12 protein-coding genes are annotated in these 24299 nt (G+C 45.6%); 11 read left to right on the plus strand and 1 reads right to left on the minus strand.

Annotated elements, in window-relative coordinates; genetic code table 11:
• Positions 1-271 precede the first annotated feature (271 nt).
• Positions 272-1276 (plus strand): D-alanyl-D-alanine endopeptidase, encoded by a 1005-nt coding sequence (gene pbpG, locus AAKU64_RS09515; protein ID WP_354330391.1) that lies wholly within the window; start codon positions 272-274, stop codon positions 1274-1276.
• Positions 1277-1404: 128 nt separating this feature from the next.
• Here pbpG and glnE read toward each other — a convergent pair whose 3' ends face one another.
• Positions 1405-4179: a bifunctional [glutamate--ammonia ligase]-adenylyl-L-tyrosine phosphorylase/[glutamate--ammonia-ligase] adenylyltransferase gene (glnE, locus tag AAKU64_RS09520; protein ID WP_354330390.1), complete on the minus strand. Its 2775-nt coding sequence runs from the start codon at positions 4177-4179 to the stop codon at positions 1405-1407.
• Positions 4180-4624: 445 nt separating this feature from the next.
• Here glnE and AAKU64_RS09525 point away from each other — a divergent pair, with 445 nt between their 5' ends.
• The 10 genes from AAKU64_RS09525 (at position 4625) to AAKU64_RS09570 (ending at position 24267) form a co-directional block, all read left to right on the plus strand.
• Positions 4625-8989 carry a YhdP family protein gene (locus tag AAKU64_RS09525; protein WP_354362050.1) on the plus strand — a complete coding sequence of 1455 codons (4365 nt, stop codon included), beginning with the start codon at positions 4625-4627 and terminating at the stop codon, positions 8987-8989.
• A gap of 265 nt (positions 8990-9254) precedes the next feature.
• Entirely contained in the window at positions 9255-10067 is an 813-nt protein-coding gene (locus AAKU64_RS09530) for a carbon-nitrogen hydrolase family protein (RefSeq protein WP_354362051.1), read from the plus strand.
• Positions 10068-10221: 154 nt separating this feature from the next.
• Positions 10222-11682: a metalloprotease TldD gene (tldD, locus tag AAKU64_RS09535; RefSeq protein WP_354330384.1), complete on the plus strand. Its 1461-nt coding sequence runs from the start codon at positions 10222-10224 to the stop codon at positions 11680-11682.
• 61 nt (positions 11683-11743) lie between these two features.
• Positions 11744-12523 carry a cellulose biosynthesis protein BcsQ gene (bcsQ, locus tag AAKU64_RS09540; protein ID WP_354362052.1) on the plus strand — a complete coding sequence of 260 codons (780 nt, stop codon included), beginning with the start codon at positions 11744-11746 and terminating at the stop codon, positions 12521-12523.
• A 439-nt stretch (positions 12524-12962) separates the two neighbouring features.
• Entirely contained in the window at positions 12963-13460 is a 498-nt protein-coding gene (gene bcsD, locus AAKU64_RS09545) for a cellulose biosynthesis protein BcsD (RefSeq protein WP_354330380.1), read from the plus strand.
• A 39-nt stretch (positions 13461-13499) separates the two neighbouring features.
• Positions 13500-14129: a BcsR/BcsP family cellulose biosynthesis protein gene (gene bcsR, locus AAKU64_RS09550; RefSeq protein ID WP_354330378.1), complete on the plus strand. Its 630-nt coding sequence runs from the start codon at positions 13500-13502 to the stop codon at positions 14127-14129.
• On the plus strand, positions 14126-14893 hold the full coding sequence (gene bcsQ / locus AAKU64_RS09555; RefSeq protein ID WP_354362053.1) for a cellulose biosynthesis protein BcsQ: 768 nt from the start codon (positions 14126-14128) through the stop codon (positions 14891-14893). Before bcsR ends, bcsQ (AAKU64_RS09555) begins: the two co-directional genes overlap by 4 nt.
• Before the next feature lie 122 nt (positions 14894-15015).
• Positions 15016-19413: a UDP-forming cellulose synthase catalytic subunit gene (gene bcsA, locus AAKU64_RS09560; protein ID WP_503012699.1), complete on the plus strand. Its 4398-nt coding sequence runs from the start codon at positions 15016-15018 to the stop codon at positions 19411-19413.
• 267 nt (positions 19414-19680) lie between these two features.
• Positions 19681-23847, plus strand: a complete 4167-nt coding sequence (locus AAKU64_RS09565) for a cellulose biosynthesis protein BcsC (protein ID WP_354362054.1) — start codon at positions 19681-19683, stop codon at positions 23845-23847.
• Positions 23848-23853: 6 nt separating this feature from the next.
• On the plus strand, positions 23854-24267 hold the full coding sequence (locus AAKU64_RS09570) for a tetratricopeptide repeat protein (protein WP_354330370.1): 414 nt from the start codon (positions 23854-23856) through the stop codon (positions 24265-24267).
• Positions 24268-24299 lie beyond the last annotated feature (32 nt).

Below are 24299 nucleotides of genomic sequence, written 5' to 3' on the forward strand. Positions count from 1 at the left end.
CCACCGTCCCGGTAGCGTTGCAGCTCCCACTTCGACTAAGATGCTGTCTTTGTTGCTACGCCTGCCGGGGTAATTTTGTAGATCGCTTCGGCTTGAGATAATTATCAATTGCTTAAACTATCCGATCCACGTCGGGAAAAATTGATTATGACTAATCCGTGACACTAGACTTTTGTTCAAGTAATGCGCATAAGTCTTTAATTCTCTTGCGAATTTTCACAATTTTGCTACACTGCATCAAATTTTCTACATTTATATTTGGGAGCGATTGATGCTTAAATTTGCTCGTAAGGCACTTATTCTTTGCGTTGCGATGCTACCTGCATCAGCCGTATTTGCCGAAGTTGTGCACCACAAGAAGCACGTGCACAAAAAAGTAGTCACAAAACTTGCTGCAAGCAAATTTGTGACACACACGATTATCGTTAATGGCAAGAAGCGTGTGGTCACACAACGCGTCCCGGTCCTAGCCGTTGTCGCTGAAAAAGCAACAATGGGTGATATCGCAGGCCTCAAGCACACACAAGATCCTTTGGCTTTGCAATCCAATGTTGCCTTCGTTGTAGACCAAGCCAGCTCCAAAGTCCTGTTTGAAAAAAACTCGAATGTTTCGTTGCCGATTGCATCGATCACCAAATTGATGACGAGTTTGGTGGTGGTCGAGGCCAAGCAAGACATGAGTGAAGAGATTGAAATCACGAACGATGATCTCGACAAAGAAAAAGGGACTAGTTCGCGTCTGAAAATTGGCTCCAAATTATCCCGTGCCGATCTATTGCATATTGCTTTGATGAGTTCTGAAAACCGCGCCGCTTCTGCTTTGGGTAGAAACTACGTCGGTGGTTTGCCAGCATTTGTCGCTGCGATGAACGCCAAGGCAAAAGAATTAGGGATGACCGAAACGCATTACGTCGATTCTTCCGGTTTATCTAGCCACAATGTCGCCAGTGCTCAGGATTTGGTGCGCTTGGTTAACGCGGCCTACCAGCATCCAGTAATTCGCCAATATTCAACGGACACCAGCTATATTGTTTCTCCGGGCGGACGTCCTTTACAGTATTCAAGTTCGAATAAATTAGTCGCAAATCCTACCTGGGAAATCGGCTTACAAAAGACTGGTTATATCTCCGAGGCGGGTCGTTGTCTGGTCATGCAGGCAATGATAGAGGGCCGTGCGATTGTGATGGTATTTCTTGACTCCAAAGGTAAATATTCCCGGTTGGCTGATGCGGGACGTATCCGCAAGTGGTTAGAAACAATTAAACCGCAAGCCTAATTTTTCAATCTAAATTAAATCTGACTCGGCTAATTTGGCGAATCGGGTTTTGCAAGCAGTTAAAAAACGGTTGATAGGGATAGCATGATCCTTGTCAGCCGTTTTTTATTTCCCGCCTTACTCCACTTTTATTCCAGCAAGCTATGCCAAAGCGCGCGCGTGCTGGCAACTTCCTTTGCAATCTGTTCTGGTGCAACACGGGCTTGCTCTTCTCCTTGCAGGCGCTGGTTGTGTTGAAGCTTGCGTAGCAGTCGATAAGCATTGGCGTTTTGATCTGCCAGAGTAGCATCGATTAAGCCTAATTCTCCACATAGTTTAAGCAGCGCGATGTTGCCGATATTCGCGGTTAATTGGGGGAAGGTTTGGGCATGCTTCAAGACTAAAAATTGTACGATAAATTCAATATCTATCATGCCGCCTGCATCTTGCTTCAGGTCGAATAAATTAGAGCGATTGGGATGTGCATCACGCATTTTTTTGCGCATCTTGATCACTTCTTCTTTGAGCTTGTCCGGGTCGCGTACTTGTCTTAAAACTTGTTCCCGAATCTGATCAAATTGCGTTGCGATACGCTCATCACCGGCACAAAACCGTGCTCGCGTTAAGGCCTGATGTTCCCATAGCCATGCAGATTTTTCCTGATATTTAGCAAATGCGGCAACCGACGATACCAACAAACCGCTAGCACCATCTGGTCTCAAGGCGATATCAACATCAAACAAAATCCCGGCAGGTGTGTGGCAAGTCATCCAGGTAATAAAGCGCTGCGCCAGTTTGGCGTAATTGGCCGGTGCGTCTTGATCGTCGTCGTCATATAAAAAAATGACATCCAGATCAGAGGCATAACTCAATTCTTTACCACCCAATTTACCGTAGGCGATGACGGCAAATTGCGGTTGCTCCTGGTGGCGAGTGGAAATCGTTTGCCAGGCTGCTTGTATCGTCGCTGCCACGATCACATCCGCCAGTTGCGACAAGGCATCGGCCAAATGTTCTACGCTGGCTTTACCCTCTAAATCTTGTGCCAGCAAACGGAATAGTAGCGCGTGATGCATTTCGCGCAGGGTTTCCATCTGGCGCTCAGTATCGCCTTGGTGCTGGTCTAATTGTTGTTGTAGCTCGGTACTAAAATTGTCCCAGTCGACGTCTTGGTGCAAGGCTGTTTCGTCCAGAACACTGTCTAGTAATATCGGGTGGCGGGTTAAAAATTTAGCCGCCCAATCGCTCGCGCCCATCATCCTGACGACGCGCTCTAATGCGTACGGATACTCGGTCAGCAGCGCGAGATACGCAGATCTTTTGGCAATCGCTTCAATAAAATCTAATAGACGATTTAGTGTTGCCAGCTGACCGCTACTTTGTTTGGCAATCAGTGCTAAGGCGCTATTGATGATGGCGACTAATTTATTACGATTATTGTCGGATAGCGATTGCAGTCGTGGCGCTCGCCACGTACTCATTAGTCTTTTTACTGCACTTGGCACATCATGGAAATGTAATGAGACGAGATAAACTTCCAGCATTTCGTCACCATCTGCACCAGATAAAGTCGCTGCCAGCACGCTATCATCACCGGTTTTTTTCAGCGATTTTTTCTCTTTGAAAATAGCATCAAATTGTTCGGCAACAAATTGTCTGTGCAGGCTTAGTTCATTGAGTAGTTCGCGGGTAGAACCATAGCCCATCATTTGCGCAATGATCAGCTGATCTTCTTCCTTGGCTGGGAATGTGTGTGTTTGCGCGTCATCCAGATATTGCAGTCGATGTTCCAGATTGCGCAAAAAATCGTACGAGGTCAGCAATTGATCGACGACGGCAGACTCCAAGATATTTTTCTCTGCAAGCGTACGTAGCGTGTTGCGAGTAGAGCGGTCGCGTAAGCTGGCTTCGCGTCCGCCCCGTATTAACTGGAATACCTGGCTTAAAAATTCGATCTCCCGTATGCCGCCGCGCCCCAGTTTAACGTTGTTGCTACGTTCTGGATGACGGGTTTCCTGTCGTATGACCTCGGCACGGATTTGCGCATGCATAGAGCGCAGCGAATCGATCACGCCATAGTCAAGATAACGTCGATATACAAACGGTCGAATAATTTTATCTAGTGCCAGAATATCCAAAGGCTTGCCAGTGAGCGCACGTGCTTTAACCCAGGCGTAACGCTCCCATTCTCTGCCTTGCACCATAAAATATTCTTCAACCATCGCAAAACTAGCGACTAATGGACCGGAGTTGCCATTGGGGCGCAAGGCCATATCAACTCTAAAGCTAAAACCGTCTTCGGTGACTTCAGAAATTGCTGCAATTAATTTTTTACCAAGCCGGCTAAAAAATTCATGGTTGGATAAGCCACGTTGTTCGGCACTGGCATTGGTGTCGCCGTTCTCGGCATAACAAAAAATCAAGTCGATATCGGAAGATACATTCAGTTCGTCGCCCCCCAGCTTGCCCATACCGAGCACGATTAATTCTTGCGGCTCACCGGATTCTTCTCCAATCGGCGTGCCGTAGAGGGCAACGGCTTCTTGCATCAAGGCAGTCAAATGCTGTTGCACGACAAAATCGGCAAAACTGCTAGTCGTCGTGACGACTTCATCCAGATTGGCTTGTCCATCTAAGTCACGGATAATCAGGCTAGAAATCACCAGATTACGTAAGCGGCGCATCGCTTTGTGCAAGCTGGCGCCTGCTTGTATTTCTTTTTGTAAAATCTGAGCAAAAATCACTGGGCTCAACGATAATCTAGCTGTCTCTTGCAATATGGTGATGCGGCTGCTGTCCGCTTGCAGCCAGCGGCTTACAAAGCGCGACAAACAATGTGGGAGTTGGTCCGATGAATGATTTGAACTGCCATCTGAGCCGCCAGCTAAAAATACATCGGGATTGTTTGCCGTAAGCTTGTTCATATGCTTGTATTGGTGAAGTAGAGAAATGATTTTAAGGCAAATGACAGGCGCCGGTAGGATTTTGAAGGCAGATTTTTCAGGATAATTTCGATCGTCTGTATAAGTGAGCTAGCGTACAGAAATACGCATAAATAAAATATACTCTCTATAAGTATATTTAATCGTCCATATAAAACCTGGACAATAAGACATTTTTCTATAATTAGTGGGGGAGTATATTGGTTTTTGATGTAAAGAGCAGCGTGTTGGCAGATCAGTTTTTGTCATTGCCGGGCGATATTTTCTGGAAAATGCGTTGGTGTAATGTAGAGCTTACGCAAAACCGTTTGCGCAGATTGGTGCCCATTACTTTCTTTACTGTGCTCTCAATAGTGTTTCGCCACTCGGTTTTGTGGTTTTCTTCGATTTACCTTGCCGGAATAATTGTGCGTAAGTCTTATAAGTAATGAAAAATACGCCGCCTTTGCCACCTTCTCCTGCAAGCGATCCGCATCAGGCTATCGGTCAGCCTACTGATGTGCCTGCGCCGTTGCCAACCCAACAGCTCCGATCTTCCCCCTTCGGTGTATTGTTGCGTTCCTGTAATTCTTTTGGCTGGGCATGCGGTCTGGCTTTATTTGCCCTGTTGCGGGTAACTTTTAAACTGCTTGTCATTTGTTATTTCTTGTTTTGCGCTTTGTTTTTGGTGCTGCGCTATGGCGTACTGCCCAACGTCGATCGCTATAAGGGCGACATCGAGCAAATTGCCAGTAAGACCATAGGCCGTGATCTACGCATTACGACCTTGCATGCATCCTGGAATAAGCTTAATCCTGTGTTAGAGCTAGGCAATACCATCATCCACGATCAGCAGGGTAAAGTGGCTCTTGTGCTGCCGCAAGTATCTGCCAGCCTGTCGTGGACATCAGTGATTTTCGCTGAGTTAAGGTTGGATAAATTAGAAGTCATGCGCCCATCGCTGGCGATAGAAAAACAGCCCGACGGCAAGCTCTATGTCGCAGGTTTTTTGATCGATACCAAACCCTCGGAAGAGGATGCGGATAAAAGTAAAGGCCTCGATTGGGTCTTAGCGCAACATGAAATTGTGATCCGTGACGGCAGCGTGAGTTGGACGGATTTGCAGCGCAAAGCCCCTGCGTTGCAATTGTCAGGCGTTAATTTTATCTTGACCAACCAATGGCGGCGGCACCAGTTTGCTTTTAAGGCAGTTCCGCCTGCAACGTTGGCAGCGCCCCTGGATATCCGTGGTGATTTTCAGCATCCGGTTTTTACCAGAAAAATTTCTGATTTCTCTAACTGGACTGGCGACTTATATGCCGATGTGAGCCAATCCGATTTGGCAACCGTGAAAGCGTATATCGATTTGCCTGCGGATATTAAAACAGCCTTTGGCTCAGTCCGATCCTGGGTGCGTTGGGACGATGGGCGGATTGCCGATTTGACCGCAGATATTAAATTGACCGATGTCCTGGGAACCTTTCGCAAAGACTTGCCCGTGCTGGATATGCAGCAAGTCAGTGGACGTATTGTGGCGAGTGAGCGTGCGGCCTTAGGCGTGCGCTATCTGCCTAGTTTATTCGGTCAGGCTGGACATCAGATTGCGCTGATTAATTTTTCTATGAAGGCGCGGGACGGACAGTTGTTGCCAGCAACCAGTATTACCGAAAACTTTACTCCCGGTGAAAACGGACGGCCAGAAAAAGTGGAGCTGTACGCCAAGCAATTAGATCTGCAAACTTTAGCAAATTTCGCCGAACATTTGCCTTTGCCAGCAGATCAGCGTCGCATGCTAATTGATTTTGCGCCCAAGGGACAGCTCAAAAATTTTAGAGCGAAATGGCAGGGTAGTTATCCAGCGATTGCATCCTACAGCGTCACTGGTGAATTCAATAATCTGTCCATGCAGCCGCAATCGGCGCGTTTGGCAGAAGCCAAAAGCGGTAATACGTCTGCCAAAGCTGCGGTGCCTGCGATTCCTGGTTTTGATAATTTGTCCGGCACTTTAGATGCCAGCGATAAAGGCGGCAACTTTACGATTGATTCGCAAGACCTGGCGTTGCAAATGTCGGGGTATTTTGTCGATCCTTTGATGCCGTTTAAAAAGCTGCAAATGCAAGCGAGCTGGCAATTTTTAGCGCAAGATAAATTAGCCGTGCAGTTGAATCAGATGGAGTTTCAGCAAGACCAGATGACGGGTTCTTTGTCTGGAAAATACATTATGTCGATGCGGCAGAACCATCTATCTTCACCTAATCAGGCTAATCAATCCGCTACTGCTACGCAGTCCAGTGAAGTCGATCTGATGGGCAAACTCTCGGGCTTTGACCTCAAGCAAATCGATCGCTTTATCCCGGCCAATGCGCCAGAGGATTTGCGTCACTGGCTGATCGGAGCCTTGCTGGATGGTCGCGCAGATGATGTGACTTTGCGGGTTAAAGGCGATCTGGCACATTTCCCGTTTGCTATCCATGAGGGGCGCCCAAATCATCAGGGTGAATTTTGGGTTAAAGGCAATTTAGTCAACGGCAAACTCGATTTCGCTCCCGGACATTTGTCGGAAGACGGCAAGAATCCGCTCTGGCCAGTGATTGATAGTATTAACGGTAGCTTTATATTTGACCGCGCCAAAATGGAAATCCGTGGCGAGACTGCAAAAACCAATGGTGCCGATTTAAGCAAAGTGAAAGCGGTAATTCCTGATCTGTTGTCGCATGATGGGATTTTGAATATTGACGGTACAGTCAATGGCAATTTGCAAACCATGTTGCAGTATGTGAACGCTAGTCCGGTCGACGGCTGGCTTGGACATTTTCTTAAAGACAGCAAGGCTAGCGCGACGGCGCAACTAGGCTTGAAATTGCAACTACCTTTGCGTCATATGGTCGACTCCAAAGTCCAGGGAGCCTTGCAGTTTGCAGGTAATGACGTACTGCTGCAAAGTAGTATTCCCATGATCGGTGGCGTCAATGGCAAGCTGGAATTTAATGAAAAAGGCGTAGCGCTAAATACGCTTAAAGGCACAATATTAGGCGGCGCTGCGGTGGTCACAGGCGGCTCTCAAAAAGACGGCAGTATCCGCGTCAAACTAGATGGTATTGCGACTGCCGACGGCTTACGTAAAAACTTTCCGGCCTTAGCCAAAGAGCGTTTGGTTGACAAGATACAAGGCTCTGCGCATTACACGACCAGTATCTCCGTCAAAAAACGTCAGCCAGAAATTTTGATTGAATCGTCCCTACAAGGACTAGCGCTGAATTTCCCGGCGCCTTTACGCAAGCTTGCTAACGAGAATATGGCATTACGTTTTGAAATGCTGCCGCAGCTTTCTAATGATGCGAATCTAATACGCGATGAGCTGAAGCTCAATTTAGGGAATGTTATTACCATCAAATACCAACGCCAAAAGTCCGTTGAGAATAATGCCAATTGGCAAGTTCTGCGTGGTGGGATTGGCGTTAATGCTCCTGCGCCAGAGCCAGATAGCGGGCTGAATGCAAATATCGATTTTAAATCTCTGCATGTGGATGAATGGCGTAGTTTGATTAGCCTGGGTGCTAATGCAAACACTAACCTTGCCGTTACTAAAGAGGGTGTCAACACTAACGAGAGTGGCGACATTGTTGCCGGAGCTATTGGCAATACAAATACCCAAGCTGATTTTGATGTGTCTGCTTATTTAGAGCCGAGCGTGTTGGCAGTGCGTACTGCCGAGCTACACGTGATGGGTAAAAAGCTGGATAACGTCGTGTTGGGTGCTACGCATCAAAAGGGATTGTGGCAGGCAAATATTGATTCCAGCCAAGCCTCGGGTTATTTGAGCTGGAGCGAGTCCGCAAATGTGCAAGGCTTGGGCAACGTACTGGCACGCTTGAGTAAGTTGACCATTCCACAGTCGGCAGCTTCAGACGTGACTGATTTGTTGGAAGGCAAAAGCAGTGGTACCCAAATTCCAAGTTTAGATATTGTGGCGGATAATTTTGAGCTGTTTAATAAAAAATTGGGTCGCCTGGAGTTGATTGCTAATAATTTCCCGTTGGCGACCGGGCGCGAATGGCGCATGCAAAAGATATCGCTTAAGAACGAGGATGCAGAGTTAAAGGGGTCTGGCAAATGGAGTAGTCGTGCTGGCGAAGGCTTAACTAATTTAAATTACGTTTTAGATATTAGCGATGCTGGCAAATTATTAGATCGATTAGGTTTTGCTAATGTGTTACGTGGCGGTCGTGGCAAATTGCAGGGCGATGTAACGTGGAACGGTTTGCCGTTTGCACTGGATGTACCAAGTATGACGGGCCAAGTACAGTTGGAATTGGCCGCAGGGCAGTTTTTAAAAGTGGACCCAGGTGCGGCTAAGTTATTGGGCGTGCTGAGCTTGCAATCCTTGCCGCGACGTTTGACGTTGGATTTTCGGGATGTCTTTTCAGATGGGTTTGCGTTTGATTCAATTTTGGGAACAGCCCAAATTCAGCAGGGCACGGCAAGAACAGAAAACTTAAAAATGCGTAGCGTGAACGCAACCGTATTGATGGACGGCACCGCCGATCTTGTGAAGGAGTCGCAAAATCTGCACGTGGCAGTGATTCCCGAAATTAATGCGGGCACTGCTTCAGTCGTCTACGGTTTGGCTGTTAATCCTGTGATTGGTCTGGGTACATTTTTGGCACAACTATTTTTGCGTGAACCATTGGCGAGAGCCTTCACGTACGAGTACGCTGTGGCTGGCTCATGGAAAGAACCGACAGTCACCAAGATGGATCATAAAGAAGCACAAAATACCTTACCTAAAGCTGAGGCGATATTAGTTAAATAGGTATTAGAACACTGCTTGGATGATTGGCGGCGGAAGTTTTGGAACCGGTAAAGCTTGCTCTAGTTTGATCAGGATTTTGACTGAGTATTGCAAGGTCACTACCTAGGTAATTAAATATACTGGATATGGGTATATTGTAGTTGTCCAGGTAATTATTGGGCAATAAGATGTATTTGTTAAAAATTATGGGGAGTATATTAAAATCCCTCGTAATCTGTAGCTTGGTTTTGCCAACTGAGCCTGCTGTTTTTTTCAGAGGATATAAATGAAAATCGCCGCGATACAAATGATCTCTACGCCTGTCTTACAAGAGAATCTGGCGACTGCGCAGCGCTTGCTAAAGCAGGCCGCCGATGCAGGTGCCGGATTGATATTGATGCCGGAATACTGGCCCATCATGGGATTGCATGAAGCGGATAAATTTAAGATTGCCGAGCATATTGGCAACCCTGAGCAGCCGGGTGTGATTCAACAATTTTTAGCGGATAGCGCACGCAGTTTGGGCGTTTGGATTATCGGTGGTACTTTGCCGTTGGTATCAACAGAGTCGGATAAAGTCTTGAATACGACTTTGGTATATAACCCGCAAGGCGAGCTAGTTAGTCGTTACGACAAAATTCATTTATTTGGTTTTACCAAAGGCACAGAGTCCTATGAAGAATCCCGCACTATTACGGCGGGCGATGATGTGGTGAGTTTTGATGCTGGTTTTGGCAAAATTGGTTTATCGATTTGCTACGATTTACGCTTTCCAGAACTGTATCGATCCATGGGAGATTGTGCTTTGATTGTGGTCCCGGCAGCTTTCACTTTCACGACAGGACAAGCGCATTGGGAAATCCTGCTGCGTGCCAGAGCCATAGAAAACCAATGTTATGTGCTGGCCTCGGCGCAAGGTGGGCAGCATGTTAATGGTCGCCGTACTTGGGGGCATAGCATGTTGATCGACCCTTGGGGCAAGATTGTGGATGTGCTAGCGGAAGGCGAAGGTGTGGTTGGCGGTGAGTTAGATTGGGCTAATCTGAGCGCCGTCAGGACTAGCTTGCCTGCTTTAAAGCATAGAAAATTGGCCTGCTAATTTGTCCGATAATTTGTCCCATCCGTCAATCGATACAAAACCATACTTTGCGCAAATTTATTTATATGCCAGACATGCTCTACAATCTATTCATTCGCCATTCTTATTCTGTAATTGGCACACTTAGAATACTCAAAAACACTGATAGAACACTATGACACCATTTGAACCCAATCTGCGCCACCTGGCTATTGCCCGCGATATTTTATTAACCCCGTTCGGTCTGGATGAATCCAAGCTGGTTAAAGTACTTGGTTCCATGTTTACCCACAAGGTTGACTACGCTGATCTATATTTCCAGTTCACCAAAAGCGAGGGCTGGAGCCTGGAAGAAGGCATCGTCAAAACCGGTAGTTTTTCTATAGATCAGGGCGTAGGCGTACGGGCAATTTCTGGAGATAAAACAGCGTTCTCGTATTCGGATGAGATTTCTGAGCAAGCTTTGCAAGATGCAGTCAACGCAACCCGCACGATTGCACGCCAGGGCGCAGGAAAAATCAAAGTTGCTTCTAGTATGCAAGGTGTCGGTGGCCGTAGTTTGTATTTGCAAAACGATCCGCTTGCGTCTTTAGATGCAACTCAAAAAGTCACTTTGCTAGAGCGCTTAGAAAAAATCGCCAGAGCTAAAGATCCGCGTGTGGTGCAGGTAATGGCTAGTTTGTCCGGTGAGTACGACGTCGTGTTAGTCGCGCGTAGCGATGGCGTGATTGCTGCAGATATCCGCCCACTGGTACGGGTTTCCCTGACCGTGATCGTAGAACAAGATGGACGCCGCGAGATGGCGTCCAGCGGTGGCGGCGGTCGTTATGACTACGGTTATTTCTCCGATGTTTTACTTGATCAATATGCGGACGAGGCAGTCAAATCAGCATTGGTGAATCTGGATGCCCGACCAGCGCCTGCTGGTCCTATGACGGTTGTGCTTGCATCTGGCTGGCCTGGTATTTTGCTGCACGAGGCCATTGGTCATGGACTGGAGGGCGACTTCAATCGCAAAGGTTCTAGCACCTTTTCAGGTCGTATCGGAGAGCGCGTTGCGGCAAAAGGCGTGACCGTAGTGGATGACGGTACCATTCAGGATAGACGTGGCTCATTGAATATTGATGATGAGGGTAATCCGACTCAATGCACGACTTTGATTGAAGACGGCATTTTGAAAGGCTATATCCAAGACACCATGAACGCCCGTTTGATGAAAATGCCAGTCACTGGCAACGCTCGTCGTGAATCTTTCGCCCATTTACCAATGCCGCGTATGACTAATACCTACATGCTGGCTGGCGACAAAGATCCCGCTGAGATTTTGGCATCCGTTAAAAATGGTATCTACGCCGTTAATTTTGGTGGCGGACAGGTCGATATCACGAATGGTAAGTTCGTTTTCTCCGCGAGCGAGGCCTACATGATAGAAAACGGCAAAGTCACCTACCCGGTAAAAGGTGCAACCTTGATCGGTAACGGCCCCGATGTTTTAAATCGTGTGTCAATGATTGGTAATGATTTACGTCTGGATTCTGGTATCGGTGTTTGCGGCAAAGAAGGGCAGAGCGTGCCTGTTGGTGTTGGCCAGCCTACTTTGCGTATTGATGGTCTTACTGTGGGCGGCACAGCTTGATCTTAACGATGTTGATAGATGAAATTCTAAACTGGTTTAGCCTTGCCCAAAGGTACGGCTCATGATTGTTATCGCTATTGTTTCTGCCAAAGGCGGCGTGGGTAAAACGACGACCACCGCCAACCTGAGTGCGGGTATCGCACAACGCGGCTACCCAAGTCTGGTGATTGATCTCGATCCACAAAATGCTGTGCAATGGCATATGGGTGGGGGAGATCAGTCAGACACTAGCGGAATTAGCACCATTGCTAACCGAGCTACTTCCCGTTTATGGGATGCCGCTTACTCAAGTACTTTTGGGGTTGATTTTGTGCCCTACGGTAGTGCAGGCGAGCAACAGCGCATCGCTTTTGAACAAGTGCTGGAGCAAGATGAGGATTGGCTACTCAACCAGCTATTGCGCGCTAATTTGCCAAAAGACACGTTTGTCTTTTTAGATACACCTCCTGGTCCATCTATCTACTTAACTCAAGCAATAAATGCGGCGGACTTTCTATTAGTCGTATTACTGGCCGATGCTGCCTCGTATGCCACTATTCCAGAGATGGAATCCTTGATGGACTCCCATAACGCCATATCAACTATGTTCAAACCTTCTGCTTATGTAGTGAATCAAGGTTCAAATAAGCAACTGGCGCAAGATGTGATTGCCCTTTTCTCTGAGCGTCTGGGTGACAGAATGCTACCTTGTGTTATCCCGGAAAGTACACAACTGGAAGAAGCGCTCGCATATGGGTACCCCATCCTTCAATCTGCACCCGATAGTCCTGCAGCACAGGCTATACAAGAGCTCATCACACATTTAATGCATATCCTGAATGAGATGTGGATAAGACAATAAATATTTTTTGTTGTTTTTTTGAATCTGTAACGCTAAATCAAACGTATTAAATCAGGCAGTGATTAGACAACTCCGTCAGTTACTTAAGAGACTTTTCGGATTGGTAATAGCAGTTCTCGATACGTTCCTCATATTGTTGATGAAATAAGTAGCATCAAAAATGCTCGGTCGCCTCAATAAACAATAAATTCATGTAATTAGAACATTGTTTTGTCCCGAAACTGTGTAGGTGTGGCCTGATCGTTGCTTAGCTATGTATGTTCTTGCCCGATACCTCAATCTAAATTGTTAAATATTTCTACAGTAAGTTATAAATGCTTAACATTTACTGTTGCCTATTTACTAGACTGTTCTCTTGGCTAAATGCTACAGTCCTCCATGATAAAAATATGTTTTTCCGTCAGAAATGACCGTCTAATTATGTCTGCAAAGGTACGATGTGAGTAACGCGTTCAATAATATTAATTACTACGAGCAGCAGCAATGCTCCAAGCAGTGGAAAGCATTTTTAAACGCTTTTTCTGTGGAGTTCGCGGCTCAGGGTGATGTACATGATTTACGTGCTTTTATGTATAAATTGGGGCTGACGATGGCCGCCAGTTTTAAAGTAGAAGGTGGCGATACTTTGCTAACTCTCGAGGCTAGCATCAATAAAGTCTGGGCTGATCTTGATTGGGGATGGGTGCATTTAAGTGATGAATCTGATTGTTTATTGATAGAACATAACGCCAGCCCACTTAAAGTCGCTTTTGGTGAGCAGGCCTTGGATTGGTCCCCAGCATTATTAGAAGGTATCTACACAACCTGGTTTGAGTCTCTGGGTATTGATAAGTCTTTGCGGTTGTCACAACACGGCACAGTATTGGAAGACGGTCATCTGATTGTTTTTCAATTAAAAAAACAGGTGGAAGAGACTACTTTCTTCACTCGTCGCTGAGTAGATATTGTCTGCAGAACAAAGTTGAGGTCTGAGATTATGGAAAATGATATTAAAAATCTGTTTAAAAAAATTGATGGTAAAACAGATACCTATCAAGAGATACATCGTGATGAATTAAACGAGCAAGCTAAGCAGCGCTGGCCGTTATTGAGAGATGTACGCGCTAACACTGCATTCGCCCATCCTTTGCGGAATGCTCCGGCACTGGCCGGCGTTGGCATCGAAACCCAAGCTAAGCCTGGTCCTACGGTTTTATCAGTCGCTACGTCACCAGTTTTAGCTGACGCTGGAATCAAATCTCGCACCTTGAATAGTCTCCCGGTTCCAGATGAAAGAAAGCCATTTTCAGCTTTCGCATCAAAAGTTGCGGTCGGTGCGGCGCACAATATGGGAACGCCAGATTTGCAGACTTCATCAGCTCCAGAGGTGCCTGTTTTGGGCGTTCCTGTCATTAGCAGCGGAGTAAACAGAGGATTGACTAGTGTAGCTTCGTCTAATCTTCAGTCGAATTTTCACGAAGCACATGCGGTTCCGTTGGTATTGCCGACTAAAAATACAGAATCCTCATTGCATGCATTGTTTGATCGGTTAGCTCAAAAATCTGAGCCCGAAAAATTGCCAGAGTCTCCCGTCAATTCATTTTTTAAAAAAATATTTAAACCATGAGGGTAGTTGCCGTCGTCTCCCCAAAAGGTGGTGTTGGAAAAACCACTGTAACAGCAAACCTTGCTGCGGAGATTGTCGCTTTGGGTGGCAAAGTCACTGTTCTAGATCTTGATCCGCAAAATGCATTACGTTTGCACTACGGCATGCCCTATGACGATGTTAATGGCGTTATTCGTCAAAGTACCTTAGACCAGCCTTGGCAAGATGCCTTGCATTCCAGCCCTTACGGGGTCGATTTTTTACCCTATGGCATTGTGAATGAGCTTGATCGGCGCAGGCTAGAACACCACATCAAAATCAAATCGACCTGGCTGTCGTTGCAGTTACAGTCCTTGAATTTGGCTGATGATCATATCGTGTTAATTGATACTCCTCCGGGTCCTACCGTCTATTTGCAACAGGTATTGCACTGCGCAAATATCGCACTTATTGTTTTAAAGCCTGACGCTGCTTCTTATTCCACGATTCCATCGATCGAATCTTTACTTCATTATTATTGCCGCGACAGGAAAGACTTTTTGGGGACTTGCTACATTGTGAATCAAATGGATGTCACTAAGCAGTTACACCGAGATGTCTATCAAATGCTGAGAAAAAATTTAGGGGATTATTTGGTTCCGGCCAGTATTCATAAAGACGAGGCTGTGTGTGAGGCGCTTGCCTGCCAGTCGCCGGTAGCTTTTTACGCTAAGAATTGTTCCGCTAACCAAGATTTGCAGCAGATTGCTAGCTGGTTGCAAACACATTTTAATTTGATCGCCTGATGCGCTCCATTCTCAACTCTCGATACCTATATGGCCGGCTCAACGAATTGGGCCGTGCGTTGGTGAATTGGCCAGGCTGGGAGCTTAAATCTACTCGTGCTGTTGCATTGGTTTTAGCTGGCATGCTGTATTGGACTAGTATCAGCATTCCGCTTGAGCTTCCTTATCAGGTTTTATTTTCTGTGGTGGTATTTGGGACCGCTACCTATTTACGCCGCTACTCCGGTACCTTGGTATCGCTGGTCATGATTATGTTTTCAGTCAGTGCTACCAGTCGTTATATTTACTGGCGCGTGCACTCTACCATTGATGCTGAAAACATGGTTGATCTGGCATTTGCTCTCGTCTTGGTTTCTGCTGAAATTTATGCTTGGCTGGTATTGTTATTGGGTTACTTGCAAACTGCATGGCCGCTGAAGCGCAAACCAGTGATGATGCCAGCGGATACAAGCACCTGGCCAGTCATTGATCTGTTCATACCTTCGTATAACGAAGATATGAGCGTCGTAAAGCCAACTGTATTGGCGGCCTTGGGTATTGATTGGCCTAAAGATAAGCTCAATATTTATATCCTTGATGATGGACGACGTCCTGAGTTTCAGGTATTTGCTGAATCTGTTGGTGTTAAATGTTTTACGCGAGCTGACAATAAACATGCAAAGGCAGGCAACATTAATGCCGCGCTTGCCAGAACGACTGGTGAGTACGTTGCTATCTTCGACTGTGACCACATGCCCACACGGTCATTTTTACAATATGCGATGGGCTGGTTTTTAGTCGATGAAAAATTGGCGATGGTACAGACACCCCATCATTTTTTATCTCCAGATCCTTTTGAGCGTAATTTAAATACTTTCCGCAATGTACCAAACGAAGGTGAATTATTTTATGGCCTGATACAAGATGGCAATGACCTCTGGAATGCGACTTTCTTTTGTGGCTCTTGTGCTGTTCTACGCCGTTCTTGTCTGATGGAAGTTGGTGGTATTGCGGTTGAGACAGTAACGGAAGACGCGCACACCGCACTTAAGATGCAAAGGTTGGGATACAACACTGCTTACCTCGCATTGCCTCAAGCTGCTGGGTTAGCTACCGAGAGTTTGTCGGCTCACGTTGGACAGCGTATTCGCTGGGCGAGGGGCATGGCGCAGATTTTTCGGACGGATAATCCGTTGCTAGGTAAGGGGCTATCGTTTGGTCAGCGGCTTTGCTACAGCAATGCGATGCTCCATTTTTTTTACGGCCTGCCACGGATGATTTTTCTGTTGGCACCCATTGCGTATTTATTTTTTGAGGTACATCTTATTAAGGCCTCTGCGCTTGCAATTGCGGCTTATTCTTTACCACACTTGTTGCATGCCAATATGACCAACTCGCGTATTCAAGGTGCACATCGACATTCGTTTTGGGCTGAAGTGTACGAGGCTACCTTGGCTTGGTATATCTTCCGTCCGACTTTAGTCGCTTTGATTAATCCAAAATTAGGAACCTTTAACGTTACCGCTAAAGGTGGTTTAGTAGAGCAGGAGCATTTTGACTGGGTTATTTCTAAGCCCTATCTTATTATGCTGGGTTTAAACATACTCGGATTTATCATAGGTATTGGCAGGGCATTGTGGTGGAATTCTTACGAGCTTGACACCGTAATTCTGAACATGTTGTGGACTTTTTATAATCTGATTATCTTAGGTGCTACGTTAGCAGTTGCAACAGAGTCTAAGCAAGTGCGCAGGACGCATAGGGTTAAAGCAAGATTGAGCGCTATATTACGCTTGCCTGGCGGACATTCGGTTGTTTGTGAAACAGAAGATTTTTCGCTTGGAGGTATGTCCTTGCGTTTGCCAGAAGATGTTTCCGTTGGTAAGGATGAAGAGATTTATGTGTCTTTGTATGGCACAACTGGCGAAAATGTTTTTCCTGCAACGGCTGTTTTTGCCAAAAAAGGTTTGCTGAGTGTTCAGTTTAAAAAATTAACTTTAGAGCAGGAAATTAACCTGGTTAGTTGTACCGTCGGCCGTGCAGACGTGTGGCTAAACTGGGCTAAAGAACGTGATTTTGATCATCCTTTAAATGGTCTCAAGGAAATCACGATGCACAGTTATGTTGGTTTTTCCAGATTCGGTTCAAGCATCATTCAGTACTTAGGAAGTAAGACCATGCCCTTTAACAAAAAAATGACAAACTCTACCATGATGAAAATAATAAAGAGCAAGCTGCTACGCAAGCGTGGAACAACCGCAATTGCCTTAATCTGCAGTCTTTTTTTACTTGGTCAGGACAAGGTCGATGCAAAGACCAAGCATGCCAAGTCTGAGGTTGTTAGCGAGTCCTCTAGTGAGGTCGTTATGGCTCAGGCTGAGGCTAGTCCAAAATCAAGCTTGCCGCAGCGAACAATTAACATCAGTTTAAAGCAAATGGGTTCAGCTGCTGATGTTGAGTTGCGAGGTGTAGAGGGCGAGCGTTCGTTTCCTTTTACAGTTCGTAGTGATGAAGTTATCACTGCTGCCAAACTGAAATATGGTCTGGCTTATTCGCCCGCTTTGTTATCTGATTTATCGCATATCAAAGTGTCAGTGAATAATGAATTGATCAATGTTATTGCTTTACCTAAAGAAACTGCCAGCGGCATCGTTCGTGAGAATGTTATAGACCCGCGTGTTTTTGCAGATTTTAATAAGCTAAGTTTTAAACTAATTGGTCATTACACCAGGGAGTGTGAAGATCCGTCTCATTCAAGTTTGTGGGCGAATATTGGAAACACATCCAATCTTGAGCTAACCATTGCTTCTATCCCTTTGCAAAATGATTTGGCCTTATTACCAACGCCCTTTTTTGATAGCCGCGATGCCAAGCTATTAGAGTTGCCTTTTGTTTTTCCATCTGCACCATCTCTAGACGTTTTGCGTAACGCCGGGGTTGTTGCATCCTGGTTCGGTAATTTAGCTTCTTACCGCGGTGCGAAATTCCCAGTTTTTACCTCGCTACCACAAGGTAATGCAGTGGTATTTGCTACCTCTACCGAAGCACCAGCAGGCATTACCTTGCCCGTGATCGCTGGTCCTACCTTGGCGATTATTACTAATCCCGCTAATCCAGGTAAAAAATTCTTATTAGTATTAGGTAGAAATCCAGCCGAACTGAAAATAGCAGCAGAAGCTCTGACACTTGGGCAATTAGCCTTATCCGGTGATAAAGCCTTGATTAAGAATTTCCAAGAAGCTGATCAACGTAAGCCATATGACGCGCCAAACTGGCTTCCAACTAACCGACCAGTAAAACTTGGCGAGTTGGCCGTGCGTAAAGATTTGCAAGCAAATGGCTTATATCCAGATTTAATTCGCGTCAATATGCGAGTTGCACCGGACTTATTCACTTGGCAAAGAGAGGGCGTACCTATAGATCTTCGATATCGGTTTACTCCTCGTCCAACACAAGATAAATCTACTTTGAATATTAGTATCAATGGTGAATTTATTCGGTCGTTGTCACTTTCTGGAGCCCAGGTAGATAAGGGCAAAATCAAGGAATCTGTATTACTGTTGTTTAAAGACGGAAATCGTGTTTCGCAAGAACAAGTGCAGGTTCCAACCTTTCAGATTGGTGCAGAAAATCAACTGCAGTTCCAATTTTTTTATGATTATGTAAAGCAGGGGCCATGTAAAGATGTATACCTGGACAATATCAGTTCTGCGATTGACCCTGACTCCACGATTGATTTTTCTGGTATGCCACATTACACCGCCATGCCTAATCTGGCACATGTCGCGAATGGCGGTTTTCCGTTCACCCGAATGGCAGATTTGTCCGAAACGGCGATTGTTATGCCGGAAAGACCAAGCCTTCAAGAGATGGAAGTATTTCTCGATTTGATGGGTCGTATGGGTGAGTCTACAGGCTACCCTGTTACCAACAACACTTTAGTCCGCGGCACCGATACGGATAAATTAAGTGGTAAAGATATTATTGTGATTGGTACTAATGGCAATGCCCCGCTGCTAAAGCAATGGGCTAAATATATGCCTTTGTCAATTGATGAAAATGGTAACAAGCTACAGCTTCCTTCAGGTTTTTTACGCTTGCTTGCAAATTGGACCGGCCGAGATATAGATGCTATCCAACGCCGCACAGGAGACATGCTTGCTAGCACTGGAGGTGCATTCGGTGCAATGATGCAATTTGAATCGCCAGTTACTAGCGGTCGCAGCGTTTTGGTGTTGACTTCGGGCGATGGAGATAGTCTCTTGGGTTTGACAAAAGCATTATCAAAACCCGATCTTAGAAGTAAATATCAAGGTGATTTGGTGATAGTTAAGGGTGAGAAAATAGAGAGTGTCCAGATTGGTGATACTTACTATGTTGGTAGTTTACCGTTTTGGACGTGGGTCAAATGGTACTTATCTAATCATCCTATGATCTTGATTGCGTTCTTGATGTTGGCGTCATTGATCGTTGCGACAATTCTATTCCGCTTCTTACGTAAAAAAGCTGCCTCTAGATTGACCATTAAAGAAAAGAATTAAAGCTATTAGTAAGTCGGCTACTTAAACTTCTGGTTTAAGTAGTTTTCACATACTTAGTTATGTTTTAGCTGTGTTTTCAAGCCGATTTGAATGCAAATGTTTTATGTAGAAAATACATAAAACATTTGCATTCTTACGAAAGACAAGACCAAACTATTAATTGCACGCAAGCATAATGCTTGCTCTTAATAGGAATTGAATGCCATTTTGAGCATCGGTCAATATAATGACTTTGAGATCAAAGAGCTTGATGAATAGGGGAAATGAATGATTTTTAAGAAAAAAGCGATGGCGCTAGCGCTTTTGATGATACTTGTCGAGAGTGACGTCGCGTTCGCTGATTCCTCCTTAAATCAGAAGTTGATAGAGCAAGCACAATATTGGTCGCAAAGAGGGCGGGATGATAATGCCACTGACGCATGGCGTAAATTACTGAAAATTGATCCTAATAGTGTAGAGGCATTAGGAGCACTAGGCGTTATTGAGGCCCAAAGTGGAAACGCTGAGCTAGCGAAATCCTATTTATCTAAATTAAAACAAGTACCAGGAAGCAGCGCGCAAATTCGTATTTTAGAAGAAGCGGTACGCCGCGGTGCTACTGGTGGTAAAGGGCAACTAGATGATGCCCGACGTTTGGCGCAGCAAGGGGATGCTGAGGCGGCGGTCGAGACCTATAAACTCATGGGAGATCCTAGCAAGCTAAAAGGTGATGCAGCTTTGGAGTATTACCAGACACTAGCTGGTACCTTAGCTGGCTACAACCAGGCCAAGCGTGGCATAGAAAAACTGAGCAAAGAAAATCCAGGTAACAATAAGTATGCTCTAGCTTTAGCGCAGGTACTCACTTATCGTGAACCAACTCGTCGTGAGGGTTTGTCGATGTTAGAAGCGCTGAGCAGTAAGCCAGATGTTGCCAAACAAGCGGATGAGTCTTGGCGTCAGACGTTAAGCTGGATGGGAGCCCGGAATGGCAATACTAAATACTTTCAAGACTACCTCGCAAAACATCCTAACGATAAAACTATACAAGATCGTTTGACTAACTTAAGTCGACCCGAAGTCCACACAACAGCAACGGAGAAGCGCGCTCAGATCAAACCAAAAGTAGTTAGAGAAAATCCACTGGTAAAAATTCAGGCGGCAGGTTTCAAGGCATTAGACGACAACGATATTAAAACGGCGGAAGCTGAATTCCAAAAAATATTGAAGGTTCACCCAAAAGATCCAACCGCCACCGGTGGCATGGGCTTGGTAAAAATGCGTCAAGAAGATTCTATTGCCGCGCGTAAGCTAATAAAGAGTGCTATCGATTTATCTCCAAAACAGTACAAACATCAATGGCAGCAAGCTTACGAGAGTGCATCTTATTGGGCTCTGATTGAAGAATCCAGAACCGCATTTGAGGATAGTGATAGCGCTAAAGGTATTGGTTTTCTGAGAGATGCAATTAAGCTCAATAGCAAAGAGTCTGCAGGATATCTGCAGCTAGGTGACGCGCTTTTGGCTGATAATGAACTAGCGGGTGCAGAAGCAAATTATCGTCATGTATTTGATGGAGATAAAACAGATTTAAAAGCGTTGAGTGGCTTAATTAACGTTCTAACGCTACAAAAACGAATTAAGGATTTAGATGCATTAAGTAGCTATATGTCACCGGCTCAGCTTACCAGCCTGGCAGATATGAAAGCCACGGATTTGATGGAGAAAGCAAAAGTAGCGGAAGCTGCGGGTGATATTGCTGGTGCTCAGTTAGCGTTAGAAGATGCTATTTTGATTGCTCCCGATAATGTCTGGCTACGTCTCGCTTTAGCGCAGCTTTACCTAAAACATGACATGCCAGGACAAGCTCGCTCTTTGCTTGATGCCTTGACCAGTGTTGAGAACCCACAGCCAGACGCTCTTTATGTGAGTGCTTTATTAAGTGCTCAGCAGCAGTTGTGGTGGGAGGGACTGAGCACTTTAGAGAGAGTGCCCGCTAAGTCTCGCAAGCCAGAAATGTTTGCTTTGCAAAAACGTATGTGGGTTTATGTGCAGTTAGATCGCATTAATATATTGCTTAAGCAAGGTGATTTAAGGCAAGGCAAAGAGACGCTGGATCTGGTCGAAGCTGCCGCTGGTAATGAGCCTGAATTTATTGGCGCAGTTGCCAATCTCTATATCAAAAATGGTGATCCAGAGCGTGGTCTCGCATTGATACGTCAAGCCGTAAAGAAGACACCGCAACCGTCAATCGGTTTGCTGCTGCAGTACGCAGATGTGTTGGTACGGACTAATCAGGACGCTGAGTTAGATCCGGTAATAAAACAGATTGCTGCCATACCAAAATTATCAGAGACAGAAACGCTTGCTTTTAAAAATCTACAACGTGTAATTGCCTTACGATCCGCTGAAAAAGCGCGCGAAGCAGGTGATCTAGCTACCGCATACAGCTATATTCAACCTTACTTAATCGCCAATCCAGAGGATAATCTCTTACTTCTCGCTCTTGCCCGAATGTATGCATCTGCGGGAGAAATGGACTCTGCAAAAGAGCTATACACGAGAGTATTGCAAACAGAACCTGACAATGTTGAGGTCCGGCAGGGTCTGGTATATGCCGCATTGGACATCAAAGACTTTCCAAGCGCAGAGAATCACTTATCTGCGCTGATGGCACTCCAGCCAGATAATCCTCGCTTCATTGCCTTGGCGGGACGAGTGGCACGTTCGCAGGGACAGAACGGTAAAGCATTATCGTATTTTAAACAGGCACTAGCACTGGAACAGTCACAAAAAACATTAGCAGGCACAGGTGCGAATGGACTTCGGTTAGTTGAGAAAGTACCCGCTACCAGTATTGATAATTTCGCCATTAATCCATTTACAGAAAAGAAGGAGCGCACTATCGACATGGTAGTGTCACGTCCTGTATTGAGGGAAGTGCCAAGTAACAGTAAATTGATCGGCACTAACCCGATAGGAACTACATCCAGCCCAGTACCAATCCAAACCTCACCTGTATTGGTAAATGTCACGGGCAGCACACCTCAATTGACTCAAGTAATTGCACCTAAACCGGCAGGCAATTTCCCGCCAATCGTGAACAGATCAATCACACCAAATGTAATACAAAATACAAATTCAGGATTAAGTAATACCGATCCCATGGCGCGTACATCAATAAATAAAGCTCCGGTCAGTGCAGAAGAGGCATCCTTAATTAATGAGATTGATGCCTTGAATGCCTTAAATCGCTCACAACTTGCCATTGGCTTTGCTGCCAGAGCGCGCAGTGGTGAGGTTGGATTGTCGCAATTAAAAGACTTGGAAACACCCATAGAGTTGCAGTTAAATTCTCTGGGTAAAGGGCAGCTTGGCTTAAAGATTATCCCTGTGTCATTGGACGCAGGTATTCTGAACTTAAACGATCCTAACGTCGCCGGACAATTCGGAAAAAATATAGAGACTAATGAGCGCGCTAAGTTTGCGAAACAATCCTTCTCAACTACTGCACAAAAAGCAGGATTATCGAATGTCGCAGAATTAGCCGAGAAGTCGAATGGTGTTGCGCTTAGCTTGAGTTATGAATTAAACGGGTTGAAAGTGGACATAGGTTCTAGTCCGGTCGGCTTTCCGATCCGTAATGTGGTCGGTGGTCTGCGCTGGTCTAGTAAAGTCGATGATGTTAGCTTTACTGTCGAAGTCGCGCGTCGCTCGGTGACGGATAGTTACTTGTCATATGCAGGGACTACCGACAGTTTGTATGGACTGACATGGGGTGGTGTGACAAAGACGGGTGTCCATCTCGATACTTCTTATGATGTTGACGATGGCGGTCTGTATGCCAGTGGCGGCTATGCAGCAGTCAATGGGAAAAACGTCGCCTCGAACAGTACCTTTGATCTTGGCGGTGGCGCCTATTGGCGCTTCTTGCGTAGTCGCGATATGGTAGCGACTACCGGTTTGAACATGACGTCGTTTTTTTATAAAAAGAATTTACGTTATTTCAGCTACGGACAAGGTGGTTACTTCAGCCCAAAAAATTATGTTGCGCTTGGTGTGCCAATAGACCTGAGCGGACGTAAAGGAAATCTTGCTTATCAGATTGGTGCTTCAATTGGTATTCAACACTTTACTGAAGAAAGTAGTCTCTACTATCCGAACTCAAAAGCAGATCAGTCTGAACTAGAGGCATTTGCTGCCGCTAATCCAACGCTGAATATCGCAACGACCTATCCCGGGCAATCACATAGTGGCATACAGTACAAATTATTAGGCGGATTAGAGTATCAAATTGCACCGCAGTTTTTTGTTGGCGGACGTTTTTCTATAGACAACTCCGGTGACTTTACCGATGGTTCTGGCGCCATTTATTTGCGCTATAACTTTGAGCCACAAAGAAAGCCAATTGCCTTTCCTCCGGTAGCGCCTAAACCTTATTATCTGGGGAATTAAACCGTGATGCATTCAAAATTTATATTATTGATATCGATGCTGATGATAGTGCCGGCAATTGCACTCGCAGATGATCCTCAAAAAGAGGGGCGGGCTTATTTGGCGCAAGGGGACAACAATAACGCAGTGAAAAAATTTGCAGAGGCGGCAAAAAGTAATCCTTTTGATGCCTCTGCATTAAATAATCAGGCCGTCGCCTATGCTGCCCAGGGCGATAATGAAAAAGCATTAACTTTATTAGAGCGCGCAAATAAACTTAGTCCTAATCGCACTGATATCGCGGCTAATTTAAATGAATTGCGTACCTGGATGAGCCGACATACACCCCAGTTACTTGCGCAGAGAAAAGAGCCGATTATGAATGTGTATCCTAATCAGTCGAACGTTCCACCGGAACCACCCGCACTTTGGAAAAAATAAATCATATCGCTGTGTCTTATTGTGGTCTCAAA

The sequence above is a fragment of the Undibacterium sp. GrIS 1.8 genome (assembly GCF_040544445.1).
Lineage (GTDB): Bacteria > Pseudomonadota > Gammaproteobacteria > Burkholderiales > Burkholderiaceae_D > Undibacterium.

What these genes read in the sequence shown, in the direction of transcription:
- pbpG (WP_354330391.1), top strand. Translation starts at nt 272, where the DNA reads ATGCTTAAATTTGCTCGTAAGGCACTTATTCTTTGCGTTGCGATGCTA.
- glnE (WP_354330390.1), bottom strand. Translation starts at nt 4,179, where the DNA reads ATGAACAAGCTTACGGCAAACAATCCCGATGTATTTTTAGCTGGCGGC.
- AAKU64_RS09525 (WP_354362050.1), top strand. Translation starts at nt 4,625, where the DNA reads ATGAAAAATACGCCGCCTTTGCCACCTTCTCCTGCAAGCGATCCGCAT.
- AAKU64_RS09530 (WP_354362051.1), top strand. Translation starts at nt 9,255, where the DNA reads ATGAAAATCGCCGCGATACAAATGATCTCTACGCCTGTCTTACAAGAG.
- tldD (WP_354330384.1), top strand. Translation starts at nt 10,222, where the DNA reads ATGACACCATTTGAACCCAATCTGCGCCACCTGGCTATTGCCCGCGAT.
- bcsQ (WP_354362052.1), top strand. Translation starts at nt 11,744, where the DNA reads ATGATTGTTATCGCTATTGTTTCTGCCAAAGGCGGCGTGGGTAAAACG.
- bcsR (WP_354330378.1), top strand. Translation starts at nt 13,500, where the DNA reads ATGGAAAATGATATTAAAAATCTGTTTAAAAAAATTGATGGTAAAACA.
- bcsQ (WP_354362053.1), top strand. Translation starts at nt 14,126, where the DNA reads ATGAGGGTAGTTGCCGTCGTCTCCCCAAAAGGTGGTGTTGGAAAAACC.
- bcsA (WP_503012699.1), top strand. Translation starts at nt 15,016, where the DNA reads ATGCTGTATTGGACTAGTATCAGCATTCCGCTTGAGCTTCCTTATCAG.
- AAKU64_RS09565 (WP_354362054.1), top strand. Translation starts at nt 19,681, where the DNA reads ATGATTTTTAAGAAAAAAGCGATGGCGCTAGCGCTTTTGATGATACTT.
- AAKU64_RS09570 (WP_354330370.1), top strand. Translation starts at nt 23,854, where the DNA reads ATGCATTCAAAATTTATATTATTGATATCGATGCTGATGATAGTGCCG.